The sequence below is a fragment of the Rhizobium jaguaris genome, assembly GCF_003627755.1.
In the GTDB taxonomy this organism is placed as follows: Bacteria; Pseudomonadota; Alphaproteobacteria; order Rhizobiales; family Rhizobiaceae; genus Rhizobium; species Rhizobium jaguaris.
Genome location: NZ_CP032694.1, coordinates 2438354 through 2462484 on the forward strand (window position 1 = coordinate 2438354; position 24131 = coordinate 2462484).

At 60.0% G+C, this 24131-nt stretch carries 24 protein-coding genes; 5 read left to right on the forward strand and 19 right to left on the reverse strand.

Going from position 1 to position 24131, the window contains the following annotated elements; genetic code table 11:
- The first annotated feature begins 88 nt into the window (after positions 1-88).
- Positions 89-1036: a zinc ABC transporter substrate-binding protein gene (locus CCGE525_RS11925; protein WP_120704441.1), complete on the forward strand. Its 948-nt coding sequence runs from the start codon at positions 89-91 to the stop codon at positions 1034-1036.
- Positions 1037-1177: 141 nt separating this feature from the next.
- Here CCGE525_RS11925 and CCGE525_RS11930 read toward each other — a convergent pair whose 3' ends face one another.
- The 14 genes from CCGE525_RS11930 to CCGE525_RS11995 all read right to left on the reverse strand — a co-directional run bounded on the left by CCGE525_RS11930 (position 1178) and on the right by CCGE525_RS11995 (position 14433).
- Positions 1178-1912, reverse strand: coding sequence for a PAS domain-containing protein (locus tag CCGE525_RS11930; protein ID WP_120704442.1), 735 nt, complete (start codon positions 1910-1912; stop codon positions 1178-1180).
- A gap of 271 nt (positions 1913-2183) precedes the next feature.
- Positions 2184-3116, reverse strand: coding sequence for a lipid A biosynthesis lauroyl acyltransferase (locus CCGE525_RS11935; RefSeq protein WP_120704443.1), 933 nt, complete (start codon positions 3114-3116; stop codon positions 2184-2186).
- Positions 3117-3121: 5 nt separating this feature from the next.
- Positions 3122-4150, reverse strand: coding sequence for a zinc-binding dehydrogenase (locus tag CCGE525_RS11940; RefSeq protein WP_120704444.1), 1029 nt, complete (start codon positions 4148-4150; stop codon positions 3122-3124).
- Between the two features lie 54 nt (positions 4151-4204).
- Positions 4205-5491, reverse strand: coding sequence for a beta-ketoacyl-ACP synthase (locus tag CCGE525_RS11945; protein ID WP_120704445.1), 1287 nt, complete (start codon positions 5489-5491; stop codon positions 4205-4207).
- Positions 5492-5503: 12 nt separating this feature from the next.
- A complete protein-coding gene (locus CCGE525_RS11950; RefSeq protein WP_120704446.1) occupies positions 5504-6709 on the reverse strand; it encodes a beta-ketoacyl-ACP synthase in 1206 nt (401 codons plus the stop codon).
- A gap of 43 nt (positions 6710-6752) precedes the next feature.
- Complete coding sequence (locus CCGE525_RS11955) at positions 6753-7226, reverse strand: 3-hydroxyacyl-ACP dehydratase FabZ family protein (RefSeq protein WP_120704447.1); 474 nt, start codon at positions 7224-7226, stop codon at positions 6753-6755.
- Between the two features lie 122 nt (positions 7227-7348).
- Positions 7349-7633, reverse strand: coding sequence for an acyl carrier protein (locus tag CCGE525_RS11960; RefSeq protein WP_003495848.1), 285 nt, complete (start codon positions 7631-7633; stop codon positions 7349-7351).
- Positions 7634-7869: 236 nt separating this feature from the next.
- Positions 7870-8298 (reverse strand): L,D-transpeptidase, encoded by a 429-nt coding sequence (locus CCGE525_RS11965; protein ID WP_120706381.1) that lies wholly within the window; start codon positions 8296-8298, stop codon positions 7870-7872.
- Positions 8299-8420: 122 nt separating this feature from the next.
- Positions 8421-9401 (reverse strand): adenosylcobinamide-phosphate synthase CbiB, encoded by a 981-nt coding sequence (gene cbiB, locus CCGE525_RS11970; RefSeq protein ID WP_120704448.1) that lies wholly within the window; start codon positions 9399-9401, stop codon positions 8421-8423.
- Positions 9398-10396: a threonine-phosphate decarboxylase CobD gene (gene cobD / locus CCGE525_RS11975; protein WP_120704449.1), complete on the reverse strand. Its 999-nt coding sequence runs from the start codon at positions 10394-10396 to the stop codon at positions 9398-9400. Before cobD ends, cbiB begins: the two co-directional genes overlap by 4 nt.
- Positions 10393-11700: a cobyrinic acid a,c-diamide synthase CobB gene (locus tag CCGE525_RS11980; protein WP_120704450.1), complete on the reverse strand. Its 1308-nt coding sequence runs from the start codon at positions 11698-11700 to the stop codon at positions 10393-10395. The genes cobD and CCGE525_RS11980 overlap by 4 nt, the downstream gene beginning before the upstream one ends.
- Entirely contained in the window at positions 11697-12545 is an 849-nt protein-coding gene (cobA, locus tag CCGE525_RS11985; RefSeq protein WP_120704451.1) for a uroporphyrinogen-III C-methyltransferase, read from the reverse strand. Before cobA ends, CCGE525_RS11980 begins: the two co-directional genes overlap by 4 nt.
- A gap of 306 nt (positions 12546-12851) precedes the next feature.
- Entirely contained in the window at positions 12852-13811 is a 960-nt protein-coding gene (locus CCGE525_RS11990) for a nucleoside hydrolase (protein WP_120704452.1), read from the reverse strand.
- Positions 13812-14025: 214 nt separating this feature from the next.
- The gene (locus CCGE525_RS11995) at positions 14026-14433 is read right to left on the reverse strand and encodes a cobalamin biosynthesis protein (RefSeq protein ID WP_120704453.1); all 408 of its coding nucleotides are present in this window, start codon (positions 14431-14433) and stop codon (positions 14026-14028) included.
- Positions 14434-14624: 191 nt separating this feature from the next.
- Between CCGE525_RS11995 and CCGE525_RS12000 the strand changes: the two genes are divergently transcribed.
- The 3 genes from CCGE525_RS12000 to CCGE525_RS12010 all read left to right on the forward strand — a co-directional run bounded on the left by CCGE525_RS12000 (position 14625) and on the right by CCGE525_RS12010 (position 16686).
- The gene (locus CCGE525_RS12000; RefSeq protein ID WP_120704454.1) at positions 14625-15410 is read left to right on the forward strand and encodes a TSUP family transporter; all 786 of its coding nucleotides are present in this window, start codon (positions 14625-14627) and stop codon (positions 15408-15410) included.
- Between the two features lie 101 nt (positions 15411-15511).
- A complete protein-coding gene (locus tag CCGE525_RS12005) occupies positions 15512-15877 on the forward strand; it encodes a nuclear transport factor 2 family protein (RefSeq protein WP_120704455.1) in 366 nt (121 codons plus the stop codon).
- Complete coding sequence (locus CCGE525_RS12010) at positions 15874-16686, forward strand: helix-turn-helix domain-containing protein (protein WP_120704456.1); 813 nt, start codon at positions 15874-15876, stop codon at positions 16684-16686. Before CCGE525_RS12005 ends, CCGE525_RS12010 begins: the two co-directional genes overlap by 4 nt.
- Before the next feature lie 23 nt (positions 16687-16709).
- Here the strand turns inward: CCGE525_RS12010 and CCGE525_RS12015 are convergent, their stop codons facing one another.
- Together CCGE525_RS12015 and CCGE525_RS12020 are read right to left on the reverse strand one after the other, a co-directional pair.
- Entirely contained in the window at positions 16710-17819 is a 1110-nt protein-coding gene (locus tag CCGE525_RS12015; RefSeq protein ID WP_120704457.1) for a DNA alkylation repair protein, read from the reverse strand.
- A gap of 8 nt (positions 17820-17827) precedes the next feature.
- Positions 17828-18148 (reverse strand): antibiotic biosynthesis monooxygenase family protein, encoded by a 321-nt coding sequence (locus CCGE525_RS12020; RefSeq protein WP_162950157.1) that lies wholly within the window; start codon positions 18146-18148, stop codon positions 17828-17830.
- A 70-nt stretch (positions 18149-18218) separates the two neighbouring features.
- Between CCGE525_RS12020 and CCGE525_RS12025 the strand changes: the two genes are divergently transcribed.
- A complete protein-coding gene (locus CCGE525_RS12025) occupies positions 18219-18953 on the forward strand; it encodes a helix-turn-helix transcriptional regulator (RefSeq protein WP_120704459.1) in 735 nt (244 codons plus the stop codon).
- On the opposite strand, the gene cobO is transcribed toward CCGE525_RS12025, so the two are convergent.
- From cobO to cobN, 3 genes are read right to left on the reverse strand one after another with little or no spacing between them, the layout of a single operon-like run.
- Entirely contained in the window at positions 18954-19598 is a 645-nt protein-coding gene (gene cobO, locus CCGE525_RS12030) for a cob(I)yrinic acid a,c-diamide adenosyltransferase (RefSeq protein ID WP_120704460.1), read from the reverse strand.
- Positions 19595-20194: a dimethylsulfonioproprionate lyase family protein gene (locus CCGE525_RS12035; RefSeq protein WP_120704461.1), complete on the reverse strand. Its 600-nt coding sequence runs from the start codon at positions 20192-20194 to the stop codon at positions 19595-19597. Before CCGE525_RS12035 ends, cobO begins: the two co-directional genes overlap by 4 nt.
- On the reverse strand, positions 20191-24126 hold the full coding sequence (cobN, locus tag CCGE525_RS12040) for a cobaltochelatase subunit CobN (protein WP_120704462.1): 3936 nt from the start codon (positions 24124-24126) through the stop codon (positions 20191-20193). Before cobN ends, CCGE525_RS12035 begins: the two co-directional genes overlap by 4 nt.
- Positions 24127-24131: the final 5 nt, after the last annotated feature.

Sequence of the window (24131 nt, forward strand, 5' to 3'; positions counted from 1 at the left end):
TGTGCTGTTGCGCCTTGCTATCGCACACGTTATAGCATAACGCAATTGATGTAATAACATAACAGAACCCATTCAAGGTCAGTATCGCATGACCCTGGCAAAGGCCATCCTTCCCCTCACCGCTTCCTTGTTGCTTTTGGGGCTTTTCGCTGCCCCGGCAATCGCCGATCCGCCCGAAGTGGTGGTTTCGATCAAGCCCGTCCACTCCCTCGTCGCCGCGATCATGCAAGGCGTCGGCACACCGGATTTGATCGTCGACGGCGCGGCCTCGCCGCATACCTATGCACTGAAGCCGTCGAATGCGCGGGCTCTGGAAAGTGCCAAGGTGGTCTTCTGGGTTGGCCCTGGCATGGAAGCCTTCCTGGAAAAGCCGCTCTCTGCTCTCGGCTCGAACGCGCTCGTGGCGGAACTCGATAAGGCGCCGGGCATCGCCAAACTGAAATTCCGTCAGGGCGGCGCTTTCGAAGCGGATAACGATGGCGACGAACCGGTGGCAGACGTAGGCGATTCGCACGATCATGGAGCGTTCGACACGCATCTCTGGCTCGATCCACACAATGCCAAGGCGATGGCGGCCGAAATCACCACCACTTTGGTCGCAGCCGATCCGGTCAATGCGCTGACCTATGAAGCGAATCAGAAGGCGCTGGACGACAAGCTGGACGCGCTCGACACTGAAATCGCGTCGACCATCGCGCCGGTCAAGAACAAGCCCTTCATCGTCTTCCACGATGCCTATCAATATTTCGAGCGCCGCTACGGCGTGCATGTGGCAGGCTCGATCACGGTAAGCCCGGAAAGCATCCCCGGCGCGCAACGAGTAGCGGAAATCCACGGCAAGGTCGCCGATCTCGGCGCAACTTGCGTTTTCGCCGAGCCGCAATTCGAGCCGAAACTGGTCAATGTCGTCATCGAGGGCACATCCGCCAAATCGGGCGTGCTCGATCCGGAAGCGGCCACGCTACCGCAAGGGCCTGATCTCTATTTCAACCTGATGCGCGGCATCGCCAATTCGCTGAAGACCTGCCTCTCCTGAGACAGACAGTATATCGCCGAAGAAAGCGAGCCATTGCGGGCCTTCACGTCTTTCGACGACTGGCGGGAAAGACAATCGAATGACGCCTGCACTTTGCGGGCGCTAAGAAACGTTTGTTGTCCGGATGCTGAAACAGACCGATCAGGCCACCAACATGTTCGCCGGAACAACGCCGACTTCATGTACGACCAGCAGAGCGCCGATCACTTCGCCCTTGGACTTGGTGGCCCGCAGCGGCGTCATTCGGCAATGGAGGGTCTTATTGGCCTCTGCCGGGTGATAGGACGGATAGAGGCAATCAACCGTCTGACCGGCAAAACACGCGTCGAGCTTCGTCTTGACGCTGTTTTCAAACCGCTCGTGACCGATGAATTCGGAAAGATGCCGGCCCACCAGCTCGATCGGTTTCGACTCCAGGAATTCGGAATTGGCCGCATTGCTGTAGAGATAGCGATAATCGCGCGTGATGACAGCGACGCGGTCCGGCAGGCTGTCGAGAATGACATCGTTCAAAACGTTGTCATCGTCGAAACCCGCGACCTCACGCACATGCTCGTTTTTCTTTGTGGAAAACGCCATCAGCACTTCGGCCGCGGCCTCGCTGGCACCGCCGAAATAGCGATCGATCAGTGACGACAGCGATGCGGAATTGCGCACCACCCGTGAGCGATCATCCGATTCCTCACGAATGAGATTGCTCATGAATTGCAGCTGCATATACATTTCGAGGAGACTGTTGGCTTTATAGGCCAGGATCGCTGCAACGAGCGGCTCCAATTCGCGATCGAGTGAACCAACCAGCTCGTCATCACCCAGTTTGATCGCCCGTTGAATCTGAGTGCATTTCATGGAGAAGGCATGAAAGAGTGCCAGCAAATTGCCCTCCTGCCCTTGCCCATAGTTCAGCCTCGGGCCTCGACCCCGACACTACAATGACCAAGGATTTTCAGTCTGGCGTCCGCTATCTCGCCAAACTTTCTTGAGGTTGAAATAACATGACTTACCCTCACATTCAATCCTGATAGATTGAAGTTCTCGGGAAAGGCGAGTTTTTCGAAAGGCTAGGCTTACCCAAGGTCAAAAATGGAAGCTCGTCGGGCTTAAATTGGCTCATTCTGCTACGAACCACTTTATTTAAGTAAGACCTTTAAAAGACAGACTTTTTGATATTCCAGCGGTCGTGATACCACAGCCATTGCTCGGGATGTTCTCTCACCCAGCTCTCAACCTTGTCGTTCAGCAACTGCGCCGTCGCGGGCAGATTGAGATTACCGCGCTCGTCGCGGGGCATCTCCAGTTTCGGCTCGATTTCCAGCCGGTAGCGATTACCCGGCAACCGAATACAGCGAGCCGGATAAACCTCGCAATCAAACTGACGGACCAGTTTCGGCAACAGCGGATTGGTCTTGACATCGCAACCGAAGAACAGCGTCTTCAGCCCCTTGCGAAACTTCTGGTCGACCAGCACGCCGACGCCGCTGCCGGCCTCCAATTGCCGGGCGAGAGTGAAAGACGATCCCGCATGCGAGGGCACGAGGTTGCCCATGCGCTTGGCGCGAAAGTCGAAAACCTTCTGTGCCACATAGGGGTTGTTCGGGGGGCGAAAGAGCACGGTAACCTTCAGCCCGAAAGCCGCACCTGCAACCGGCAGCAGTTCGAAATTGCCCGTATGTCCGGTAAAGACGATAAACGGCCTCGGATTTTCCATGAGGTCGACAAAGATCGGAATACCGGATACCTCGATGCGGCCGGGCTTCTCGCTGTATGGATCGAAATCGAACAGCCGATCAAGGAAGACATACTCCGCCGCCAGCCTCCCCATGTTGCCCCAGCTCGCCACCGCGATTTCCTCGATCTCCGCATCGCTCTTCTCGGGAAAAGCGTTGCGCAGGTTCGTCAACATCAGCTTGTGGCGACGCATGCGCGGCCCGATCTTGCGGGTCAGCCAGTCTGCGAAGTTGATACCGCCATCGGCCGGAAACAGCTTCAGGAAATTCAGGAATCCGAAGATGACCTGCGCCACCAGCCACTGCTGGAAATTCCTCAGCGCAAGCACGATCCGGGTAATGAAGAGTTTCACGCGGATCAGTCCATCTTGAGAATGATCTTGCCGAAGATCTGGCGCGATTCCATCCGTTCCAGCGCCCGGTCGATATCGCCGAAGCTCACTTCGGTGTCGATCACCGGATGCACCAGCCCGCGCGCCATCTTCTGCATGGCATTCGCCATATTTTCCATGCGGCAGCCGAAGGAGCCGAGCAGCTTCAACTGCTGCTGGAACAGCATCATCAGGTTCATGTCGGTCGAAACGCCCGAGGTCGAGCCGCAGGTGACGAGACGCCCGCCGCGCTTCATGCACAGCATCGACCCGGCCCAGGTATCCTTGCCGACATGTTCGAAGACGACGTCGACGCCCTTCTTCTTGGTCAGTTTTCGTACGACGCCCTCGAAGCGGTCGGTGCGATAGTTGATGACGTGATCGGCGCCGAGCGCCTTGGCCTTCTCGATCTTGTCGTCGGAGCCGACGGTGGTGATCACGGTGCAGCCGATCTTCTTGGCAAGCTGAATGGCGGCCGTGCCGATGCCGGAACCGCCGGCATGGACGAGGATCGTCTCACCCGGCTCCAGCTTGGCGTTGTCGAACAGCATATGCTCGACCGTGCCGAAAGTGACCGGCGCCAGTGCCGCACCGATCGCGTCGACACCGGGAGGAGCCGGAACCAGCAGGCGCGCCGGCAGATTGACCTTCTCCTGTGCGAAGCCATCAAGATGGAAACCGTGTACGCCGCCGACATGTTCGCAGAGATTGTCGCGGCCTTCGCGGCAATGGCGGCAGAGCCCGCAAGTGCGCGCACCATAGATCGACACGAGCTGGCCCGGCAGCACATTGGCGACGCCCGGTCCTATAGCTTCGACGACACCGGCGGCCTCAGCACCGATGACGAGCGGCATCTTGCGCTTGGCGAATGCCATCCCGCGCCAACCCCAGACATCGATATGATTGAGGGCGACCGCTTTGACACGCAGTGTCACCTCCCCTGCGCCCGGGGCCTCCGGCTCCGGCAGATCGGTGATCTCAAGTTTGCGGTCGTCGATCAGTTGCAAAGCACGCATGGCAAAGTCCCTCGCCCCTCGGGCGCAGTTATATCCTGTTTTTCAGAAGTCCGATTAAGCCGGTTCAAGCGCCATTACAAGGCTGGCGTTCTGCCCGCCGAACCCGAAGGAGTTCGAAAGGATGGCGCCCACCTGCTTTTCGCGCTTCTTGTTCGGCACGACATCGAGAATGATCGACGGGTCGGGATTGTTGTAGTTGATGGTCGGCGGCAGCGTGCCGGTGAGCATCGTCTGGAGCGAGAACACTGCTTCGACCGCGCCGGCCGCCGTCAGCGTATGGCCGATCATCGACTTGTTGGACGATACGGGAATCGCGGGCAGCCGCTCGCCGAAGACGGCGGACATCGCACCGTATTCCATCTTGTCGTTTTCTGGCGTCGACGTGCCGTGCGCATTGATATAACCGATATCGGTCTCAGCCATCCCAGCGTCGGCGAGAGCCGCACGGATCGTTGCGATCGCTGGGCCGCCGTCCGGCGACGAGCGGGTACGATGGAAGGAATCGGCCTTGTCGCCGGCACCCTTCATGATGCCGAGGATTTTCACGCCGCGGCCAAGAGCTGATTCCAGTGATTCCAACACCAGCGTTGCGGCACCTTCCGCAATGACGAAACCGTCGCGGTCCTTGCTGAACGGTTTGGATGCCTTGGCCGGCGGGTCGTTCTGCGTCGACAGCGCCGACAGCAGCGAAAAGCGGATCAGCGCTTCGGCACTGAGCGAACCATCGGTCGCGACCGTCAGCGCCCGCGTCGTACGGCCCTGTCGGATTGCCTCGATGCCAAGCTGGATCGCCGTCACGCCCGATGCACAGGCGGTGGACAAGGTCACGGGCAGGCCGCGTGTGCCGAAACGATCGGCAAGACGCTCTGAAATGGCGCCGAACAAGGCTGCCTCGTGGAAAGCCGGATCGGGACGCTCACGCATTGCCACGAGGAAGCGCTCATAAGCGTCGCCGGGATGATCGGCCGGCGGCGAACGGTCGGCCAGTTCGAAACGTGCGTTCCATTCCGGTTCGATCGGCGGCGCGGCAAGGAAAAGCGGTGCGTTGAAATCGCCGGAAATACCGGCCTGAGCGAGCGCCTCGATCGTCGTCTCGCGGGCGAAGGCATAGGAGCGCTCGACGGCGTTCGGCACCGGGATATCGATGAAATCCACCGTACCGGCAATGCGCGTCGAAAGTCCGTCGGTCGGGAAACGCGTGATGGCGTGGATGCCCGACGTACCCGAAGAAAGCGCGTTCCAATTATCCTGCAGCCCCTGGCCGAGCGAGGTGATGATGCCCATGCCGGTAACGGCGACGATCGGGCGGCCAAGATGATCCTTGTAGGCGGATGCGGTCATGATCTTAACTCCTCACGCTTCGGCGGAAAGTACGGCGACACCTTCACCGCGCGCATGACCAACGGTGGTCACGACGGCTTTCTGCGCGCCGGCAATCATCGGCTTTTCATGCGTGACGTCAAAAGGCGGTACCTTGGCCTTGTGGGCGACCGCGAGCGCCGCCAAGGCAAGCCCGAGCGGAAACTGGCCTTCAAGCCCGTGGCCGGAGACGCCGGCATAGCCTCGAATGGCCGATGCCGGCAACAGCACCTCCAGCACCGACTTCTCGCGCGTCGCGAGATCAGGAATTGCCGTCGTTCCGCAGAAGATGACGGTGCTGTCGCTCTCAGCGCCCTTGGCAGGCGCAAGCAAGCGCTCCAGCCGCGCCTCGAGCTTGCCGCCGTCGCGGCTGCCGCGATCGCCTTCGATGGCGTCGATCGTTGCGTAGATGCGTGCACCGCGGCCTTCGGCATGGGCGCGCGACTCAAGCACTAGGAAGGCGCTGAGCGAACCTAGGATCATGCCGCCGCCATTTTCCGGCTTGCGGGACCAAAGCGGATGCCAATCGCCGATCGCATGCGCGTTCACCGATTCGATCAGCAGCACCATGTCCAAGCGCTCTGCAGAAAATGCGCCGCCGACCAATGCGTGGCTCGATTCGCCCGACTTGATTCGATGGAAAGCGGTCTCGATGGCCGATATGCCTGAAGCCTCCTCGCCCATGAACGTCCTCGACGAACCCGTGACTTTGTGGACGATCGAGATATTGCCGGCGAGCAGATTGGAAAGCTGTGCCAGGAATAGCGTCGGACGAAGCTCGGTCGTCAGCTTCTCGTTCAGAAGCAGTTCGCGATCATTGCGCTTCAAGCTTTCGTTGACAATTAGCGTATCGACGTTGATGTCGCGCTCACCGCCGCCGGCCGCAACGATCATGTCCATGCTCCCGCAAGCGTCGAGATCGTCCTTGAATCCAGCGTCGTCCAGCGCCAGGCCGGCTGTAAAGACGCCGATGCGCTGCCAGTTTTCCATCTGCCGCTGGTCGCCACGCTTCGGGATCTGCTGCGACCAGTCGATCTCCGGAAGCGGATGCACGGGATAGGGCTTGAATTTTTCGGTTTCGACGACAGTCGGCGGCGTCTGGTTCGATGTCAGCAGGGCGACATGCGCATCCTTGCCGACACCCTGACAGGTGACAATGCCGATACCCGTGATCACCACATCATTCTGAGCCTTGCTCATTCATCAATCCTCTTAGAATGCGGCGCCATGCAAGCTTGAAACGTCAGCGATTGGCGGCGATGGCGTCGAGAAGCCCGACCTCGCCTGCCCGTTTGCGCACGATATCGGCGAGTGGCACCTCATTAAACGGCATGGTGCGCAGCTTCAACTGCGCATCGCAGATCTTCTTGCCGGCTATGGTGATCCGCGCCTTCGTTACAGCAAAGCCAGAGCCGTCATGCTCCAGTTCCGCGACGATGTCGAGTTCGGCTTCCGGCTCCACGAAAGTGCGCATCTTGGCGCCGTCGACCGACATCAGGAACGGCATATAGGCAAATTTCGTCGCCGCAAGCACGAGCATACCCGACGCCTGTGCCATGGTTTCGATCAGAAGGACACCGGGAACGAGCGGCATGCCGGGAAAATGGCCTTCGAAAACAGGACTCTTTGCCGGGACAACCGAATGCGCCTTCAAAACGCCCTTGGACAGATCGACCGACTCGACCCGGTCAATCATCTGGAAATATTCCAGCAGCATCAACGCCTCCGATCCGATCCGGTGACGCGCTATGGCCCGGGCAGGATACGATAGTTAGGAACAAAACCGCCCGGCCGCCATATTCAGGGGCGGCTGGGCGTCAAAAAAAGCAAAGACGTTGCTCAGCCCTTGGCGGCGCGCAATTCGTCAATCTTGGCGCAGAGATTCTTGAGGACGAAGTATTCCTCCGTCGAAACTTTGCCTTCGTTGACTTCCTGCGTCCATTGTTCCAGCGGAATCTTGATGCCGAATTCCTTGTCGATGGCGAAGACAATGTCCAGGAAATCGAGGCTGTCGATGCCGAGGTCGTCGATCGTGTGGCTCTCTGGGGTGATCGTTTCACGGTCGATTTCGCTTGTCTCAGCGATGATGTCGGCAACTTTGTCGAATGTAGCAGTCACGCCCATACCTCTTGAAATGATAATTCAACCCTCCTCATAGGGAAATCCATTCCAAAAGCCAATGGTTTCCACCCGAGACCCCAGTAATTTGGCGAAGCACTGTTGCCTAAACAGCAAAGATACTTCCGGTGCATAATCGCCGGAATAACGGCCGACATGCGAGCAAGATGCGGCAGTATTACGGCTTAGCGGTTGTGCAGGACAAATTCCGGACCAATCGCGGAGCGGTGAGCAAACGACGATCATTGGCTGATGACGATGCGGGTATTCCTCAAGCCCGCCTCCGACGCCATCGAGAAAAACGTCGCGGCGTTTCGCGGTTCGAGACGGACGCAGCCATGAGAAGCAGGCCGGCCGAGATGCCTCAGCTCATAGGTGCCGTGCACTGCATAGCCGCCGTCGAAGAACACTGCGTAAGGCATCGGCGCATTGTCGTATTTCTTCGAGCGATGATCGCGTGACAACCATTTCGCCGTATAGGAGCCCGTCGGGGTCCGATAGCCCCTGCGCGCCGTCGACACCTTCCAGCGATACTTTAAAACGCCATCCTCGGAAACGGTCATCGTCTGTGATCGAAGATCAATATTGGCAAGAACAGTTCCAGCCTGCGCTGAAGAGACATGAAACTGCAAGCATAGACATGCGGCAGCGGCTGCCAGTATTCGTTTCATCTCGTCCCCTTCCATCGTTTGCTTCTTTTCGAAACAATTCCGATGAAAGGAAAAACTACCAGCTCTCTGATTATACTAAATTAATACAGATAGTGAGCAATTCGTTAAGACGGGCCAGCCCCTCACAGCAGTAATAGGAAGACGATGAAGGCTACGAGCGTCAGCATCGTGCATGCCGAATGGAAGATCGAGATGCCGGCCTCGACATCGCTGACGGTGGCGGTGTCGCGGCCGGAACCGTTGATCATCGGTTCGCGCACGACCTCACCACCGTAGACGCGCGGCCCGGCAAGCTGGATATCCAAGGCGCCCGCCATCGCCGCCTCCGGTCGGCCCGAATTTGGTGAACGGTGCAGCCCACCGTCACGGACCGCAACGCGGATCGTATTGCCGAGTGCCGAAATCCCCTTCTTGGCAAGTGCCCCGGCGGCAATCAACAGGATCGACAGCCGCGCGGCCGGCCAGTTGGCAACGTCGTCCAGCCGGGCAGCCGCCCAGCCGAAATCGATATAGGTCTCGGATTTATGACCGATCATCGAATCGGCTGTATTCAGCATCTTGTAGACGAACAGGCCCGGCAGCCCGAAAACGGCGTACCAGAGCGCTGGCGCCACGACGCCGTCGGAAAAATTCTCGGCAAGGCTCTCGATCGCAGCACGGCAAACGCCGGGTTCATCCAGCGTTTCAGGATCACGGCCGACAATGCGCGATACGGCACGGCGTCCACCCTCCAATCCCTCGCTGCGTAACGCCTTCGATACCTCGCCGACATGATCGGCCAAGCTCTTCTGCGCCAAAAAGATCGCGACCAGCCCAGCCTCGACCAGGATGCCGACCCAACCGAAAAAGGCGAGCAACCCATGAACAGCCCAGCCGGCGATAACCGCCCCGAAAAGCAGCGCGACGATCGACATCACGCCGTTGCGACGGCGCGTCAGGCCCGGCAGATCTTTGGTGTTGAAATGTTGGTCGAAGAAGGAAATCGCCCTGCCGAACAGTACGACGGGATGCGGCACCCGCTGCCACAGCCAATCGGGATCGCCGATGAGGCGGTCCAATAGCAATGCCAGAATGAGGATGAGCAAATGTAAATCGGTCATCATATCGAATAATCCTCGAGCACCCCGGCAAGCCTGTGATCGGCTTCCTCGTCCGGTGCAAGGCCAAAACGCAGCCAATTCGGCGCATAGTCGAACTTGCGGACGAGAATGTGATGGCGGCAGAGATGCGAATATATGTCGCTAGCACGGTCATCGGCAACAAGCGCGAACAGTCCCGTACCGCCGACCACCTCAAGCTTGGCTTGGCGAAGTACCGCATCCAGCGCCGACCTGCGGTCGAAAATGCGGTTGCGAATGCTGGTTGTATCGCCCGCCATCAAGGAGGCGGCCAATGAAAGTGCCGGCCCGGAAACTGCCCACGGGCCAAGCCAATCCTCGAAACGCTCCAAGATCGAGGCTTGCGCGATGACGAAGCCGAGGCGCAGACCGGCCAACCCGAAAAATTTGCCGAAGGAGCGGAAAATGATGAGGTTCGGCATGGAGGAGGCATACGGCGCCACGCTGTTTTCCGGCTCCATATCCCCGAACGCTTCGTCGACCACCAGCATACCGCCGCGCTGTCGCAGCCGGTCATGCAATTCCCGCAGCTGCTCGATAGGCAGCGCTCGGCCATCCGGATTATTGGGATTGACGGCGACGACCAGCTTCTGTTCGGAATCGAGATCACCGATTCCCGCAATCTTGCGGACGGGCAGACCCGCCAGTGCGAAGGCGCGGGCATATTCCCCATAGGTCGGCGACAGGATGGCCACGCCGCTTGCTGATCCAAGCCGCGGCAGAAGCTGAATCACCGATTGCGTGCCCGGAACAGGCAGCGGCAGGATATCGCCGCTGCGATAATGGGCCCTGGCGGCCTCCCTCGCCCGTTCCACCAGATGCTGATCCGGCAGCCGATGCCAGGCCGAAATGGAGATGTCCGGCAAGACAATGGGATTGGGGTTGATGCCGGTCGACAGATCGAGCCAGTCCTCCGATCGCCCGCCGTAAAGGCTAGCCGCCGCCGTGATGCCGCCGCCATGCACGATCCTGTTCGTCATGCGGCGTCACCGGCAAGGTCGATCAGGTGCATGTAGGAACCGGCGACATTGCCGCGCTGCAGTCCGGCCATACCGAGGTCGTCCCCCAACGCGTCTTTAGCCGTAAACAGCCGATCCGCCGCGCCTTCGGAGACAATGGTCGAGTAGTGAAATTCATGCGCCGTCATCGGCCGCTCGAAGAAGGAACCGGCAAGCGGCACCACGCGCCGGTAGCCGAGATGGCGCTGCCGCTTCTCATAGCTGGTGACGACCGGCAGCAGGCCAAGCATTTCATGACGCATGCCGGTGGCATCCACCAAACCCTCGCCAAGCACCATATAGCCACCGCATTCGCCATAGATTCGCACACCTCGCGTGGCGGCTGCTTTCATTGCCGCCTGAAAACGGGATGCGGTCGCAAGCTTGCCCGCATGCAATTCCGGGTAACCCCCGGGCAGATAGATGGCGTCGGCATCATCAGCCGGAGCCTCATCGGCAAGCGGCGAGAAAAACGAAATCTCCGCGCCGCGCCGGCGCCAGCCGAGCAGCATATGCTCGTAGCAGAAGGCGAAAGCGATATCACGGGCCACGGCAATGCGCTGTCCGAACGGCATCAGCCGGGCAATGTTGGCGGCCGATGGCCGGACGATATTCTGGTGTGCGGCGCGTAATAGCAGTCCGAAATCACATGCCTTGGACAACGTCTCCGCCGCTTGTTCGATGAACTGCTCCAGCGCGGCGTGTTCCCCGGCCTGCACCAGCCCGAGATGCCGCTCCGGCAGTGTGAGTCCCTTGTCGGCGCGAATGACGGCGGCCACGGGAATACGCACCGCCTCAAGTGCCCGGCGCAGCATCGCCTCGTGCCGGTCGCTGCCAACGCGGTTGAGAACGACACCGGCAATGCGGACATCGGCGCGAAAATTGGCAAAGCCGCTGACGAGCGCGGCAATCGACTGCGACATCCGCGAGGCATCGACCACGAACACGACGGAAAGGCCAAGGAAGGCGGCGAGATCAGCCGGTGTGCCGGAACCGTCCGCTGCGCCGTCGAACAATCCCATCATGGCTTCGATGACCAGCATCCGCCCGCCGGCACGATGCAGTGCCGAATTGGCGGAGATTAATTCGGAGCGCATGGCCCAGGGATCGAAATTAAGGCAGGACGAACCGCTGGCAGCGGCGAGGAAGGCGGGGTCGATATAGTCAGGACCGGCCTTGCCCGGCGCCACCGCGATTCCTCTTTTCCGCAACGCCCGCAAGAGGCCGAGCGTGACCGTGGTCTTGCCCGAGCCCGAGGCCGGCGCGGCGATCAGCAGGCCGCTCATGCCGACACCTTATGAGCCGCACCCGCCCGCACCTCCGTCTCCGGCAGGAGCTTGCGGCCGGATAGAGCTCCCAGCCAATCGAGGGAAGGCCGCAACCTTACGACATCGCCGACCACCACGATCGCTGGTGGTTCAAGGCCGGACGCGGTAACATCGGTCTCAGCCTGTCCGAGCGTCGTCTCCAGCACCTGCTGCGCCGGCGTGGCGGCATTGCAGACGAAAGCGACCGGTTCGTCGGCCGAACGGCCGGCGGCGATGAGGTTGGCGCTGATCTGAGCAATATGCTTCATCGCCATATACATGACGATGACGGGCGAACCCTTGCCGATCGCCTCCCAATTGATCGCATCCGGAATAACGCCGGAGGAATCATGGCCCGTCAGGAATGTCACGGCATGATTGACGTCGCGGTGAGTGACGGGAATGCCGGCATAGGCGAGACCGCCGATACCGGCGGTAATTCCCGGCACGATGCGGAAGGGAATGCCGTGTTCGACCAGCATCATCGCCTCTTCGCCGCCACGCCCAAAGACAAAGGGGTCGCCGCCCTTCAGCCGCAGCACACGCTTGCCCGCGCGCGCCAGCTCGACAAGACGCAGCGAAATGTCCCGCTGCCTGGCCGACGGCTTACCGCCGCGCTTGCCCGCATATTCCAGCATCGCACCGGGATGGGCGAGTTTCAGGCAATCCTCGTTGACGAGCGCGTCGTGCACGATGATATCCGCCTCCGCCAGTCCTTTTGCCGCGAGCAAGGTCAACAGCCCGGGATCCCCCGGCCCGGCGCCGACAAGCCAGACGGAGCCCGGCTCCAGCGCCGGCAGATTGGAAAATGCGGTATCGTTCATCCCACCTGTCCTATGCCCGGATGGGCAAAATTGCAATCTTGAGAATGGGATAAGGCGGCTTCGGCTCGACTCCCATTTCCATCCGCGGATGATAGGACAGACAGGGTCTCAGCAGCAGCGGCGCTGCGCTATTCGCTTTCCCCAAGACGACGAAGACGGCGGAAGGAAGGGCCAACACATCGCGTGAAGTCTTTGATTCGAATTGTCAGAAGGCCGATGCAACAAATTGATAATATTATAAATAAACAATATTGCGAACAAATGTCGTTCAGAGAGGGCAGCACAACCACCCTCTCCGAACGGATCTCAGTGGTTTACCTTGCCGAGAATCACATCGCGGATCAGGTCGATAACCGCTTGCGAGCGAATGCCGGTGCAGACGATCTGGCTCGGCAGATTGTCCCATTCATTCGGCGGGAAGTGCTTGCCGTTCTGCTTGACGATCGTCTGGCCGTCGGCAATGCCGCCGCAAACGACGCGGACCGAACCCTCGATCGTATCGAACAGCTCCGGCGCCACGACATAGACGCAGGCGCAGCTGTCATGCACCATCATGCCGTCGTCCACCGCATGACTGTAGAAATCGATATAGGATTGCGACAGGTCCGACAGCAGCTGCACGGACGGACCGCCGGCTTTCGCCATGTCGGCAAGGTAACTGCGGCTCATCGTCGTGACCGCGGTGACGTCGAGACCGACGACCACAACTTTCCAGGCTGCGGTCATCACGACATCGGCGGCTTCCGGATCGCCGTGGATATTGGCTTCCGCCACCGGTGTGACATTGCCCGGCACATAGAAATTGCCGCCCATGATGACGACGTCTTTCACTAGCTTGGCGATCTCGGGATCATGCTTCAGGGCCAGCGCCAGGTTGGTCATACGACCGACGGCTACAAGCGTCACCTCGCCCGGATTGGCGCGGACAGCATCGATGATGAACTGATGGGCCGGACGCGGGTCGGTCGGCAGATCGATCGTTGCCGGTACTTCGATATCGCCGAGACCATTGTGACCATGTACAAAGGTAGGCCATGCCCGCTCCTTCCGTGACGGGTCGAACGTGACGCTGGCCCCGCGAGCGACAGGGCACCGAATGTTCCATTCACGCTTCAGGAACAGCGCATTGCGCGTCGTCGTCTCGACGGAAGCATTACCGAACACGGTGGTGACACCGAGAAGATCGATTTCCGGATGACGGTGCAAGAAGAGCAGCGCCATGGCGTCGTCGACGCCAGGGTCCGTGTCGTAAATGACCTTGTGCATGATTTTTCCTTGTTACCCTTTTGATTAAGCTTGACCTTATCCAAAAACCGCGCCGCACTTTTTGGGGTCATGTTTGTGAGGTCGCCGGGACACGCGAGAACCGCGATCGGCGAAGCGGCCACCATAGTCACAGCCGCCATTTCTGCAATATCGGATGCAATCTCGCGTGAATTCGCCACAGATTGCGACAAAACGATGCCGGCGAACCAACAATTCAGCCGATTTTCGCAATTGCCGCAGTGGAAAAGCGAGATTTGATTTTCGGTAGGACAAGTTCTGCACTGGGTCCGGCGTCAGCCAGCGCAGCGGCCTCAGCAACACCGTGGCAGCCAACGCGAGCAAAAACGAGCTCGGACGGATTCTTCAAACGCGGCGTCTCGCGCTCCAGCGTGGCAGCATCAAAAAAACGCAGCGGCAGTCCAAGATAAGCGGCCACGTCCACGATCGCGGGCTCGTTGCTGCGCATATTGATGGAGGCGATCGCAAGGATCTGATCGGTCTCTATCCCGCTCTCCCGTAACGCCCGTTCGGCAAGCAGACGCACATCGTTCCAGTCCGTACCGCGCTCGCAGCCGAGGCCTAGAATATAGCGGCGGGCGATAGCTTCAGGATGTGTTGTCATATGGAAACCCCAGCGGCGGCAATTATAGTCAGGCACAAGGGCGCGGCACACATGCAATCACCTGACAAACACCATCTATTCAACGATCCCCCTGCCCGTCAATTTCACCGACTGTGTCCAAACTGCAATTGCGGCAGCGCCAATCGAGTGCAAGAAAGCCCGCGAAATCATCGCCTTCGAGTTCCCCCGCCTTGCAAGACATCACCCTACATCTACTGCTTCTGCTTTTCGCCGCCGCCTTCTTCGCCGGTTTTGTCGATTCGATCGCCGGTGGCGGCGGACTGATCACCGTGCCTGCCATGCTGCTGGCCGGCATTCCGCCATTGCAGACGCTCGGCACCAACAAGGTGCAATCGATCTGCGGCGCCGCCTCCGCGACGATCGCCTACGCCCGTCAAGGCCATGTGCGGCTTCGCACGCAATTGCCGATGGCCCTGATGGCGGTTATTGGCGGCATGCTGGGCGCGACGCTGGCGACGATCATGCCAGGCGATGTCCTGCGCATCGTCCTGCCATTCCTATTGATCGCCATTGCGCTTTATTTCGGCTTCAAGCCCAATCTCGGCGATATCGAAAAACACGGCCGCATGAGTGCGCCCCTCTTCGGTTTCACCTTGGTACCGCTGATCGGCTTCTATGACGGCGCCTTCGGCCCCGGCACCGGCTCGTTCCTGATGCTCGCCTTCGTCACGCTGGCCGGTTTTGGTCTGCTGAAAGCGACCGCTCACACGAAGCTATTGAATTTCGGCTCGAACCTCGGTGGTTTAATCGTCTTCATCTTTTCCGGCGTCATCCTCTGGAAGGTCGGCCTCACCATGGGGCTTGGGCAGTTCCTTGGTGCCCAGGCCGGTTCGCGACTCGCCATGCTCATTGGTGCAAAGCTGATCAAGCCGCTGCTGGTCATCGTCTGCATCGCCTTCGCCATCAAGCTGCTGGCCGACCCGACCAATCCCGTTCGCGTCTGGCTGGGGTTCTGAACAGGCGGCTTTGATTACCTGCCACGTAATTGATAGTGCTGAAGGGCTCACCCATGATCGTCTTGCCTGAACGGTTCAGGCGATCCAAAGGAGTTGACCCGATGACCGATGCGACAACCATTGCCGAACGCTATCTCGCCGTCTGGAACGAAACCGACGCCGAACGCCGCCGCGCCCTCATCACCGAGGCCTGGACGGAATCCGGCACCTATGTCGATCCACTGATGCGCGGCGAAGGCCATGAGCAGATCGATGCGCTGGTGGCCGCCGTGCACACCCGTCTCCCCGGCTTCCGCTTCAAGCTCGCCGGTCCGGCCGATCGCTATGGTGACAACCTCCGTTTCTCCTGGAGCCTTGGCACGGAAGGCGACGAGCCTCTGATCAAGGGCACGGACTTCGCCATCCTCGACGACGAGCGGCTGAAAGCGGTTCACGGCTTTCTCGACCAGGCCCCGGCGGCCCTATGATGATGCCCGCCCGCTCTCTTGGCGATTACCTGCGCGAATGGCGGCAGCGCCGCCATTTGAGCCAGCTCGAATTCGCCCTCGAAGCTGATATATCGCAACGCCATCTCAGCTTCATCGAGAGCGGACGCGCACTTCCCAGCCGCGAGATGCTGATCCATCTTGCAGAGCGACTGGGCGTGCCGCTGCGGGACCGCAATCCGATGCTGCTGGCCGCCGGCTTCGCACCGGTTTTCCCGGAACGCTCGCTGGAAGATCCGGCTTTGGCTCCCGCACGCCGTGCCGTCGACGTCATACTAAAGGGCCATGAACCCTTTCCCGCCCTTGCGATCGATAGGCATTGGACCTTGGTCGCCGCGAACGACGCGGTCGCGCCCCTGCTCTCCGGCGTCGCCGACATTACGCTACTCAAACCGCCGGTGAATGTCCTGCGGCTCAGCCTGCATCCGCACGGCCTTGCACCACGTATCTTCAATCTCTCCGAATGGCGCGCGCATCTGCTGGAGAGGCTGCGCCAGCAGATCGTTGCAACTGGCGACCCTGTGCTCTCCGATTTGCTGAAGGAACTCTCGGCCTATCCCGCACCGACAGGGCAAAGGCCAAGCTCGCCCGACCGCGATTATGCCGGTATCGCCGTGCCCTTAGAGCTCGTCACCGATGCTGGACGCCTCTCGTTCATTTCGACGACCACTATCTTCGGCACACCCGTCGATATCACCCTTGCGGAACTGGCGATCGAATCACTTTTTCCGGCGGATCAGGCGACAGCCAAGGTGTTGAAAGAGATGGCGGCAGTCGTACAGACGAGCTGAAACCGTTAGGCCAGGCGTAGCCGCTAATCCAACACGAATTCCCCGACTTCCATCGCCACGCCATTCACCATTGCATCGATCCGATGGAGACCTGGATAGTGCTTACGCGTCGTCAGGTCATCTAGGCGCAATGCCTTGGAGAATTGCGCCGTTTCGCCGGGCGCCAATGAAACCGATGTCAGCTTGAAGACCTTTGGCCTGGCCAAACCGTTGGCCTTGACGAAGTGAACGGCAAAATCGACCAGCAGAGACTGTGCGGCTTCTCCGTCGTTGACGAGGGAAAAGCCGATACGGACGATATCGCCCATCTGCGCCCTCGCAGGCGCTATCGCCACGCTGCCGACACGAATGCCCTCGGCGGCGGAATAACCCATGGCACCGATCGCATCGGCCTCGCCACGCTTGACGGCGGAGCGCAGCGCATGACGGATCAGGCGCTGGCGCTCTTCAGGCGCATCCACGCTCCAGCGCCGCACCGTGTCTATCAGAATGCCGGGATGATCCTTACCGATATCGTTGAGATTGTTGGCAACGGAACGGCGAACATAAAGCTCTGGATCATCCTTCAGCAATTCCAGCAGATCAAGCACCGGCACCGGATCGGCCTGGAATGCGCGAAGCCGCTGTGCCCATGGAAGGCGTGGCCGAGTGCCCTCCGACACCAGTCGCCTGACATGCACGTTGGCGTCGCCGACCCATACGCGCAGCCGATCCAATGTCTCCTCCTGACGCTTGTTGAGAAAGGTGCGGATGGAGAATTCGGCGGTAAAACGCTTGGTCAGCTCATATTGCGCCCGCATGGACGGCTCGAAATGATCGATGCCATTGTCGGCGACGAAGATCGTGTGCGGCAGATAGAGAAACGGCGTCATGCCGAAATTGTCGCTGCCATCCATTTCCGGCCCCAGCGAGCGAATGAGAATGTCGACCGCCTCCGGATAATCTGCGGGCAAGAACATCTTAAGGGCGCGCGCAATCGCACGCCCGCGGTCCATCAGCTCCAGCTGCTCATATCCGTCCAATGTCGCAGCGATGAAACCTTTCCGGTCGAATGCCGGATGCACCTCCCCGATCATATCGGCGATGCGGGCCGGCACTTCAGCGCCGAAGCGATCCTTCAGGCGTTCAGCCATCCTACCCCTCAAAAGCTCCGCAGTTGTTCGAAATGCAGCACGCTCGTGCCGGCGTTGGCGGCATCGATCTGCATATGATCGAAATAGTCGAGGCAATCCTTGCTCGCATGCACCTTCGGCATAGCGGCCGCCGCGTCCGCATGAGAGCGCCACCAGATGACATCGACATAGGTGCCATCGTTACCGCGCACCAATTCGCGATTGAGATAGCCGGGCTGCCGTTTCAGAAAAAGATCCTGCATTCTCGCAGCCGCTTCCAGAAGTGCGCCTTCGGATACATTGGCGCGAAGCCTGAACGGCGCCCATTCCATAACTTTTCCCGTCATCATCTTTTCCTCGGGTTGAGTTGGATGGGCGTGGTCTATTGCCTAATAGGACAGATAACGACATATTTCAGCTATGGCACGCACGGCAGATGGAACAAGGCTGAACAGGCTGGAAGAGCTGAAAGGGCTGCTTCGCGAGCGCGAACACGCGACCGCCGCCGAGCTCGCGGCCGAGATGGGCGTCAGCCTGCGCACCCTCAATCGCGATATAGCGTTATTGCGCCAAAGCGGCCTGCCGATCGATGCCGACCGCGGCCGTGGCGGCGGCATGCAATTGCATCGCAGCTGGTCGCTCGGCCGGCTGCATCTTGATCATCTCGAAACAATCGACCTACTGCTCAGCATCACCATCGCCGAAAAAGTCGGTTCGCCTTTGCTGTTGCAGCATCTCACATCGATCAAGCGCAAGGTCTCCGCCACTTTTGCCGAAGGCTACCAAGGCCGCATTCGCGACCTGCGGCGCCGCATCATCGTCGGCGCGCCGGCAACGCTTAACGTTGTCAACAGCTATGTTCCGCCAAGCCGAGCCAACCTTGCGCTGATATCCCAAGCCTTCTTCGAGCAGCGGCAGGTGATCATCGACTACGAGGCCGGCGACGGCGTTGTCACCAGCCGCCGGATCGAGCCGCAGTTCCTCTATTTGAATGCACCCGTCTGGTATCTCATCACCTGGGACCACCTGCGTGACGACATCAGAACCTTCCGCGTCGACCGCATTCGCGCGGCCGAACTCCAGCCGACAACGTTTCGCGTCGGCGATCCGAAGATTTACATTGCCTCCGCCGACAGAAACGCATCGTCTCTCTAATCAGAATTCGACGCCCGGCTGTCCCTTGATGCCGGAGCGGAACGGATGCTTGATCAGCTCCATCTCGGTGACGAGGTCGGCAATCTCGATCAATTCTTCCTTGGCATTGCGGCCGGTCAGGACGACATGCGTCATGTGCGGCTTCTCTGTTTTCAGGAAGTTGAGGACATCGTTGATATCGAGATAATCATAGCGAAGCGCGATGTTGATTTCGTCGAGCAGAACCATCGAATTCCGCTCATCGCGGATCAGTTCCTTGGCCTTCTCCCAGGCAGCAGCTGCGGCTGCCACATCGCGGGCACGATCCTGCGTCTCCCAGGTGAACCCCTCACCCATGGTGTGGAACTGGCAGATATCGGAGAAGTGCTTTTCGATCAGATCCCGCTCACCGGTCCACATCGCGCCCTTGATGAACTGCACGACCGCACACGGCTTCCCATGAGCGATATGGCGGAAAATCATGCCGAAGGCGGCCGACGACTTGCCCTTGCCCTTGCCGGTGTGGACGATGATCAACCCCTTTTCGTCCGTCTTCGTCGCCATGATCTTGTCGCGTGCGGCCTTCTTCTTGGCCATCTTGTCGGCGTGGCGGGCGTCGTCATTCTTCGGTGCGTCGGCGCCCGATTCGACGATTTCTTCGCTCATTCTTTTCTCCCTGGAATTATCGATTTCTGTGCCAGCGGTCCTCCACGCCAGAGATAAAGCGCCACCAACGGCGTCCTCTCGGTTCGCATCGCATGACGAATATTGGAGGGGTGATGAATGATCTCGCCTGTCCAGCGCGGCAGGAAGGCTTGACTGTCCTTGCTCCACAGCGACCCATCAGTCAGCGGAAGATAGATTTCCTCGGCGATGTGATGATGATCCGGATAGTGCACATCCGGACCGAGTAACAGGAATCCGCCAGCAATTTCGTCGCTGACAAAGTGGCCGCGCGTGCCAAAAAGCTCGACCCAGCCGTATTTCTGCAGAAAATCGGCGCCGAAATCGGCGATACTATAGGTTTGAGCCCAGTGCAATGCGCTGGCAGCGCCCAATAGACTGGAAAACAGTTCGCCCTCCGCCGCGTCGGCAGGCGGGTGCAGCCTCGTCACATAGTCCACAACGGGCAGACTGTGAGCCGCAAGCGTCCGCCCATCCATATGCCAATCGAAGCCGTCAACGAAACGCCTCAGTATGGGGTCGCTGCGAGAAGCGATGTAGCGGTGGAAAGCCTGCAGAAGATCATCGATCACACTCACGCCAGGATCTCCCTATCCCCGGTCAAAGCTTGGAGATCGAATTGTGCCGAATTGCTGCGTGGCGTCCATAGCTGTCGATCGATTGCTTCCAGCAAACGCTCTTTCATCTCCTCCAAAGCCGCCGGGTTCTTCTCCGCCATGAAATCACGCACCAAGGGATCGGCCACAAAAGCCTGATAGACCGCCTCGAAATGATGGTTGCGCACGGCACCTGTTGTCGCAGCAAAAGCGAAGAGATAATCGACCGTGGCTGATATTTCCAAGGCTCCTTTATAGCCGTGGCGCATGACGCCATCGATCCACTTCGGATTGACGACGCGGCCGCGCACGACGCGGCCGATCTCCTCTTCCAGCGAGCGGATGACCGGTTTTTCCGGACGGGAATGGTCGTTGTGATAGATCGATGGGCGCGCGCCCGCAAGCTGCTCCGCCGCAGCAGCCATGCCACCTTCAAATTGGTAGTAATCGTCACTGTCCAGCAGGTCGTGCTCCCGATTGTCCTGGTTCTGGACCACCGCCTGGATCGAACGCAGCCGCTCCTCGAACACGCCGCGCTCAGCCCGGCCCTCCTCGCCGGCGCCATAGGCATAACTGCCCCAGACGAGATAAGCCTCCGCCAGATCGGCGCGCCGCTCCCAACCCTTTTCGTCGATCAGCGCCTGCAGGCCGGCTCCGTAAGCACCGGGCTTGGAGCTAAATATGCGGTAACCGGCTCGCTGGCTCGCCGAAACTTCGTCCAGCCCTGCAGCTTCCAGGCGCGCAACCTCGCCACGCATGCGCGCCGCGATGGGATTATCCACGGCATCCTCGTCCAACGCCCCAACCGCGCGGATCGCTTTGTCGAAAAGCGCGATCTGCTCTGGAAAGGCATCCCGGAAGAAGCCGGAAATCCGCAGCGTCACATCGACGCGCGGCCGGCCGAGCTTGGCCGGTGGAGAGATTTCATAGCCGGTGACCCGCCGCGAAGTCATGTCCCAGACCGGCTTGACGCCGATCAGGGCCAGCGCCTGGGCAATATCGTCACCGCCGGTGCGCATATTCGACGTGCCCCAGGCCGTCAGCCCGAAAGAAATCGGCCACTCGCCATGATCCTGTACATAGCGGCGGATCAGCAGCTCGGCCGACTTCTTGCCAAGCTCATAGGCGGCCGGCGTCGGGACCGCGCGGCTGTCGACTGAATAGAAATTCCGACCCGTCGGCAAAACATCCGGCCTGCCGCGCGTCGGCGCACCAGAAGGGCCTGGTGGCACGAACCTGCCGTCGAGTCCTTCCATCAAGGCGGAGATTTCAGCATCGCCGCAGGCAAGAATAGAAGGTTTCAGGCGGGATTCGATTTCGGCAAGAACGGCGCTGGTTTGCCGCCAGTCCCCGGGACAGGCGATTTCGCCAGTAACGAATCTAGCGGCTAGGAGTTCGATGCGCTCCACCGTATCGCCTTGGGTGCGCCAGGGAGCGTCCGAAATGGTCGCGAGAATATCGGGGCGCGAGCCAGTCCATGCGGCCGCCATATCGCAGTCCAACGGATCGAACGACGCGAGCTGTCCCAACGCATCCCGCGCAATGGCCCGCTGCAGACTCTGATCGCCACCCTCGCCCAATCCCCGCGGCACGCGCGCCAGGGCCACCGTCAAATCCGTCAGCAGCCTGCCGGACGGCGAGACGCCGAAGACATGCAGCCCGTCACGGATCTGCAGTTCCTTGAGATCGCAGAGATAGGCGTCGAGTTTCTTCAACGCCTCGTCCTCGCCTTCGCCCTTGGCTATCCCGGCATCCTGATCGAGGCCGATGTCGGCGACCAGATCGAGTATCTGCTTGCGCAGCAGACGAATGCGGCGGGGGTCGCCGCCGGAAGCCTCGTAATATTCGTCCACCAGCGCTTCCAGGTCCTTGAGCGGGCCATAGCTCTCGGCGCGGGTCAAAGGCGGGGTCAGATGGTCGATGATCACTGCGCTCGTGCGGCGCTTGGCCTGCGTGCCCTCGCCGGGATCGTTGACGATAAAGGGGTAGAGATGCGGCAATGGCCCGAGGATCGCTTCCGGATAGCAGGTCTCCGACAGTGCCAAGGCCTTGCCCGGCAGCCATTCGAGATTGCCGTGCTTGCCCATGTGGATCACGGCATGTGCGCCGAAGGATCGACGCAGGAACGCGTAGAAAGCGAGATAGCCATGCGGCGGCACGAGGTCCGGAGAATGGTAGCTTTCTTTCGGATCGATATTGTAGCCGCGAGCCGGTTGAATTCCGAGCAGCACGTCGCCGAAACGGGTGAAAGGCAGTGCGAAGCCGCCGCCGCGAACATAGGGATCGCTCTCGACATCACCCCAACGAGCGGCAATCTCTTCCTGAGCCCGAATGGGAAGAGACGATAGGAAATATTTGTATTCCCTTATGGAAAGCGTCTCGCGAACGATCCTGCCATCGCGGCCGGAATTGGTCGGCCCATCCATCAAATGACGCATCAGTGCGTCGCCATCTACCGGCAGATCGGCGACCGGATAACCCGCCGCCTGCATCGCCTTCAGCACTTCGATCGTGCCCGCCGGCGTATCAAGCCCGACGCCGTTGCCGAGCCTCCCGTCGCGGTTTGGATAATTGGCCATGACCAGCGCCACGCGCCGATCTTCCGGCGGCGTTTTGCGCAACCGTGCCCAATTGGCCGCCAATCGTGCGGTATAGCGCATGCGGTCCTCAGCCGGCTCGCTCGCAACAATATTGGCCTCGACGCGATCATCATAACGGGCCGCCGCCTTGAAGGAGACGGCACGGGCAAGCACACGCCCATCCACCTCCGGCAGGGCGACATTCATGCCGAGATCGCGCGCCGATAACCCCTGCGAGGAAGCTTCCCAGGCCTTCATCGAGGAAGCCGAAAAGATCGCCTGCAACACCACGGCGTCACTCGCTTCCAGCACGGTCGGCTGGCGATCGGCCCCAGGCGCCGAAACGGCAAAGCCGGTTGTGTTGATGACGACATCCGGCTTCAGTTCGGCGAAAACGCTTTCTAGGATACCGACCGAGATAGGATCCTTGAGACTGTAGGCAAACACCGGCAATGGCCGCATGCCCTCTGCAATGAGAGCCTCGATCATGGCTTCGACGGGCTTGGTTTCGCCGCTCTGGACAAGGGCGCGGTAGAAGGAAATAGCGACGGTCGGGGGGTCGTGTTCCGCTATCCGCTCCATATCGGTGGAAGCTTCCGACGACTCTTCCAGAGGAGAGTTCCGCCCCTCATCCGCCCTTCGGGCACCTTCTCCCCGCAGGCGGGGCGAAGGAGAAGCCGCGAGCTCGATATGCTCCCTCTCCCCGTCACTACGGGGAGAGGGCCGGGGTGAGGGGCGAACTCGCCATTCGGTTTCAAGCCTCCTCCACTCTTCGACCCCAATCACACCCCTGCCCGGCCACCAGATGCCCGCTTTCATCAACGGAGCGGCCAGCGCCGGTTTTTCGGCGCCCGATAGCATCGCCCCGGCATAACCGAGAAATGCCCGCGAATTGGCATCGCCGCCTTCGATCAGATAGGACCAGAGCGCATTGAGGTCCTGGAGCCCGACATTGGAAAACGGCGTCAGCCCCGGATCAGGTTTCGAATCCCCCGGCAGTACCGCAATGAGAGCGCCGCTACGGTCCGCACAGGCATGCAGCGCCTCAAGCGCATAGTGAAAATAGCTGGCGCCGCCGAGTGCTCGGACGATGATCAGCTTCGCATGGCGCGCTGTCCGTTCTACATAGGTGTCGATGGACATGGGATGCTTGAGGCTCATCAGGCTTGCGAGCCGCCACGAATGAACGGCGTCCCCCTGCCCATAGGCGGCGGCTATCGCCGCAAGCTCGGTATCGGCCGCCGACAGAAACAGGATATCGCCCGGCGACTGGCCAAGATCAATCGCCTCCTCGCCATCGCTGATCGTTCCTTTTTGGGCTAGGAGGAGATGCATCGCTT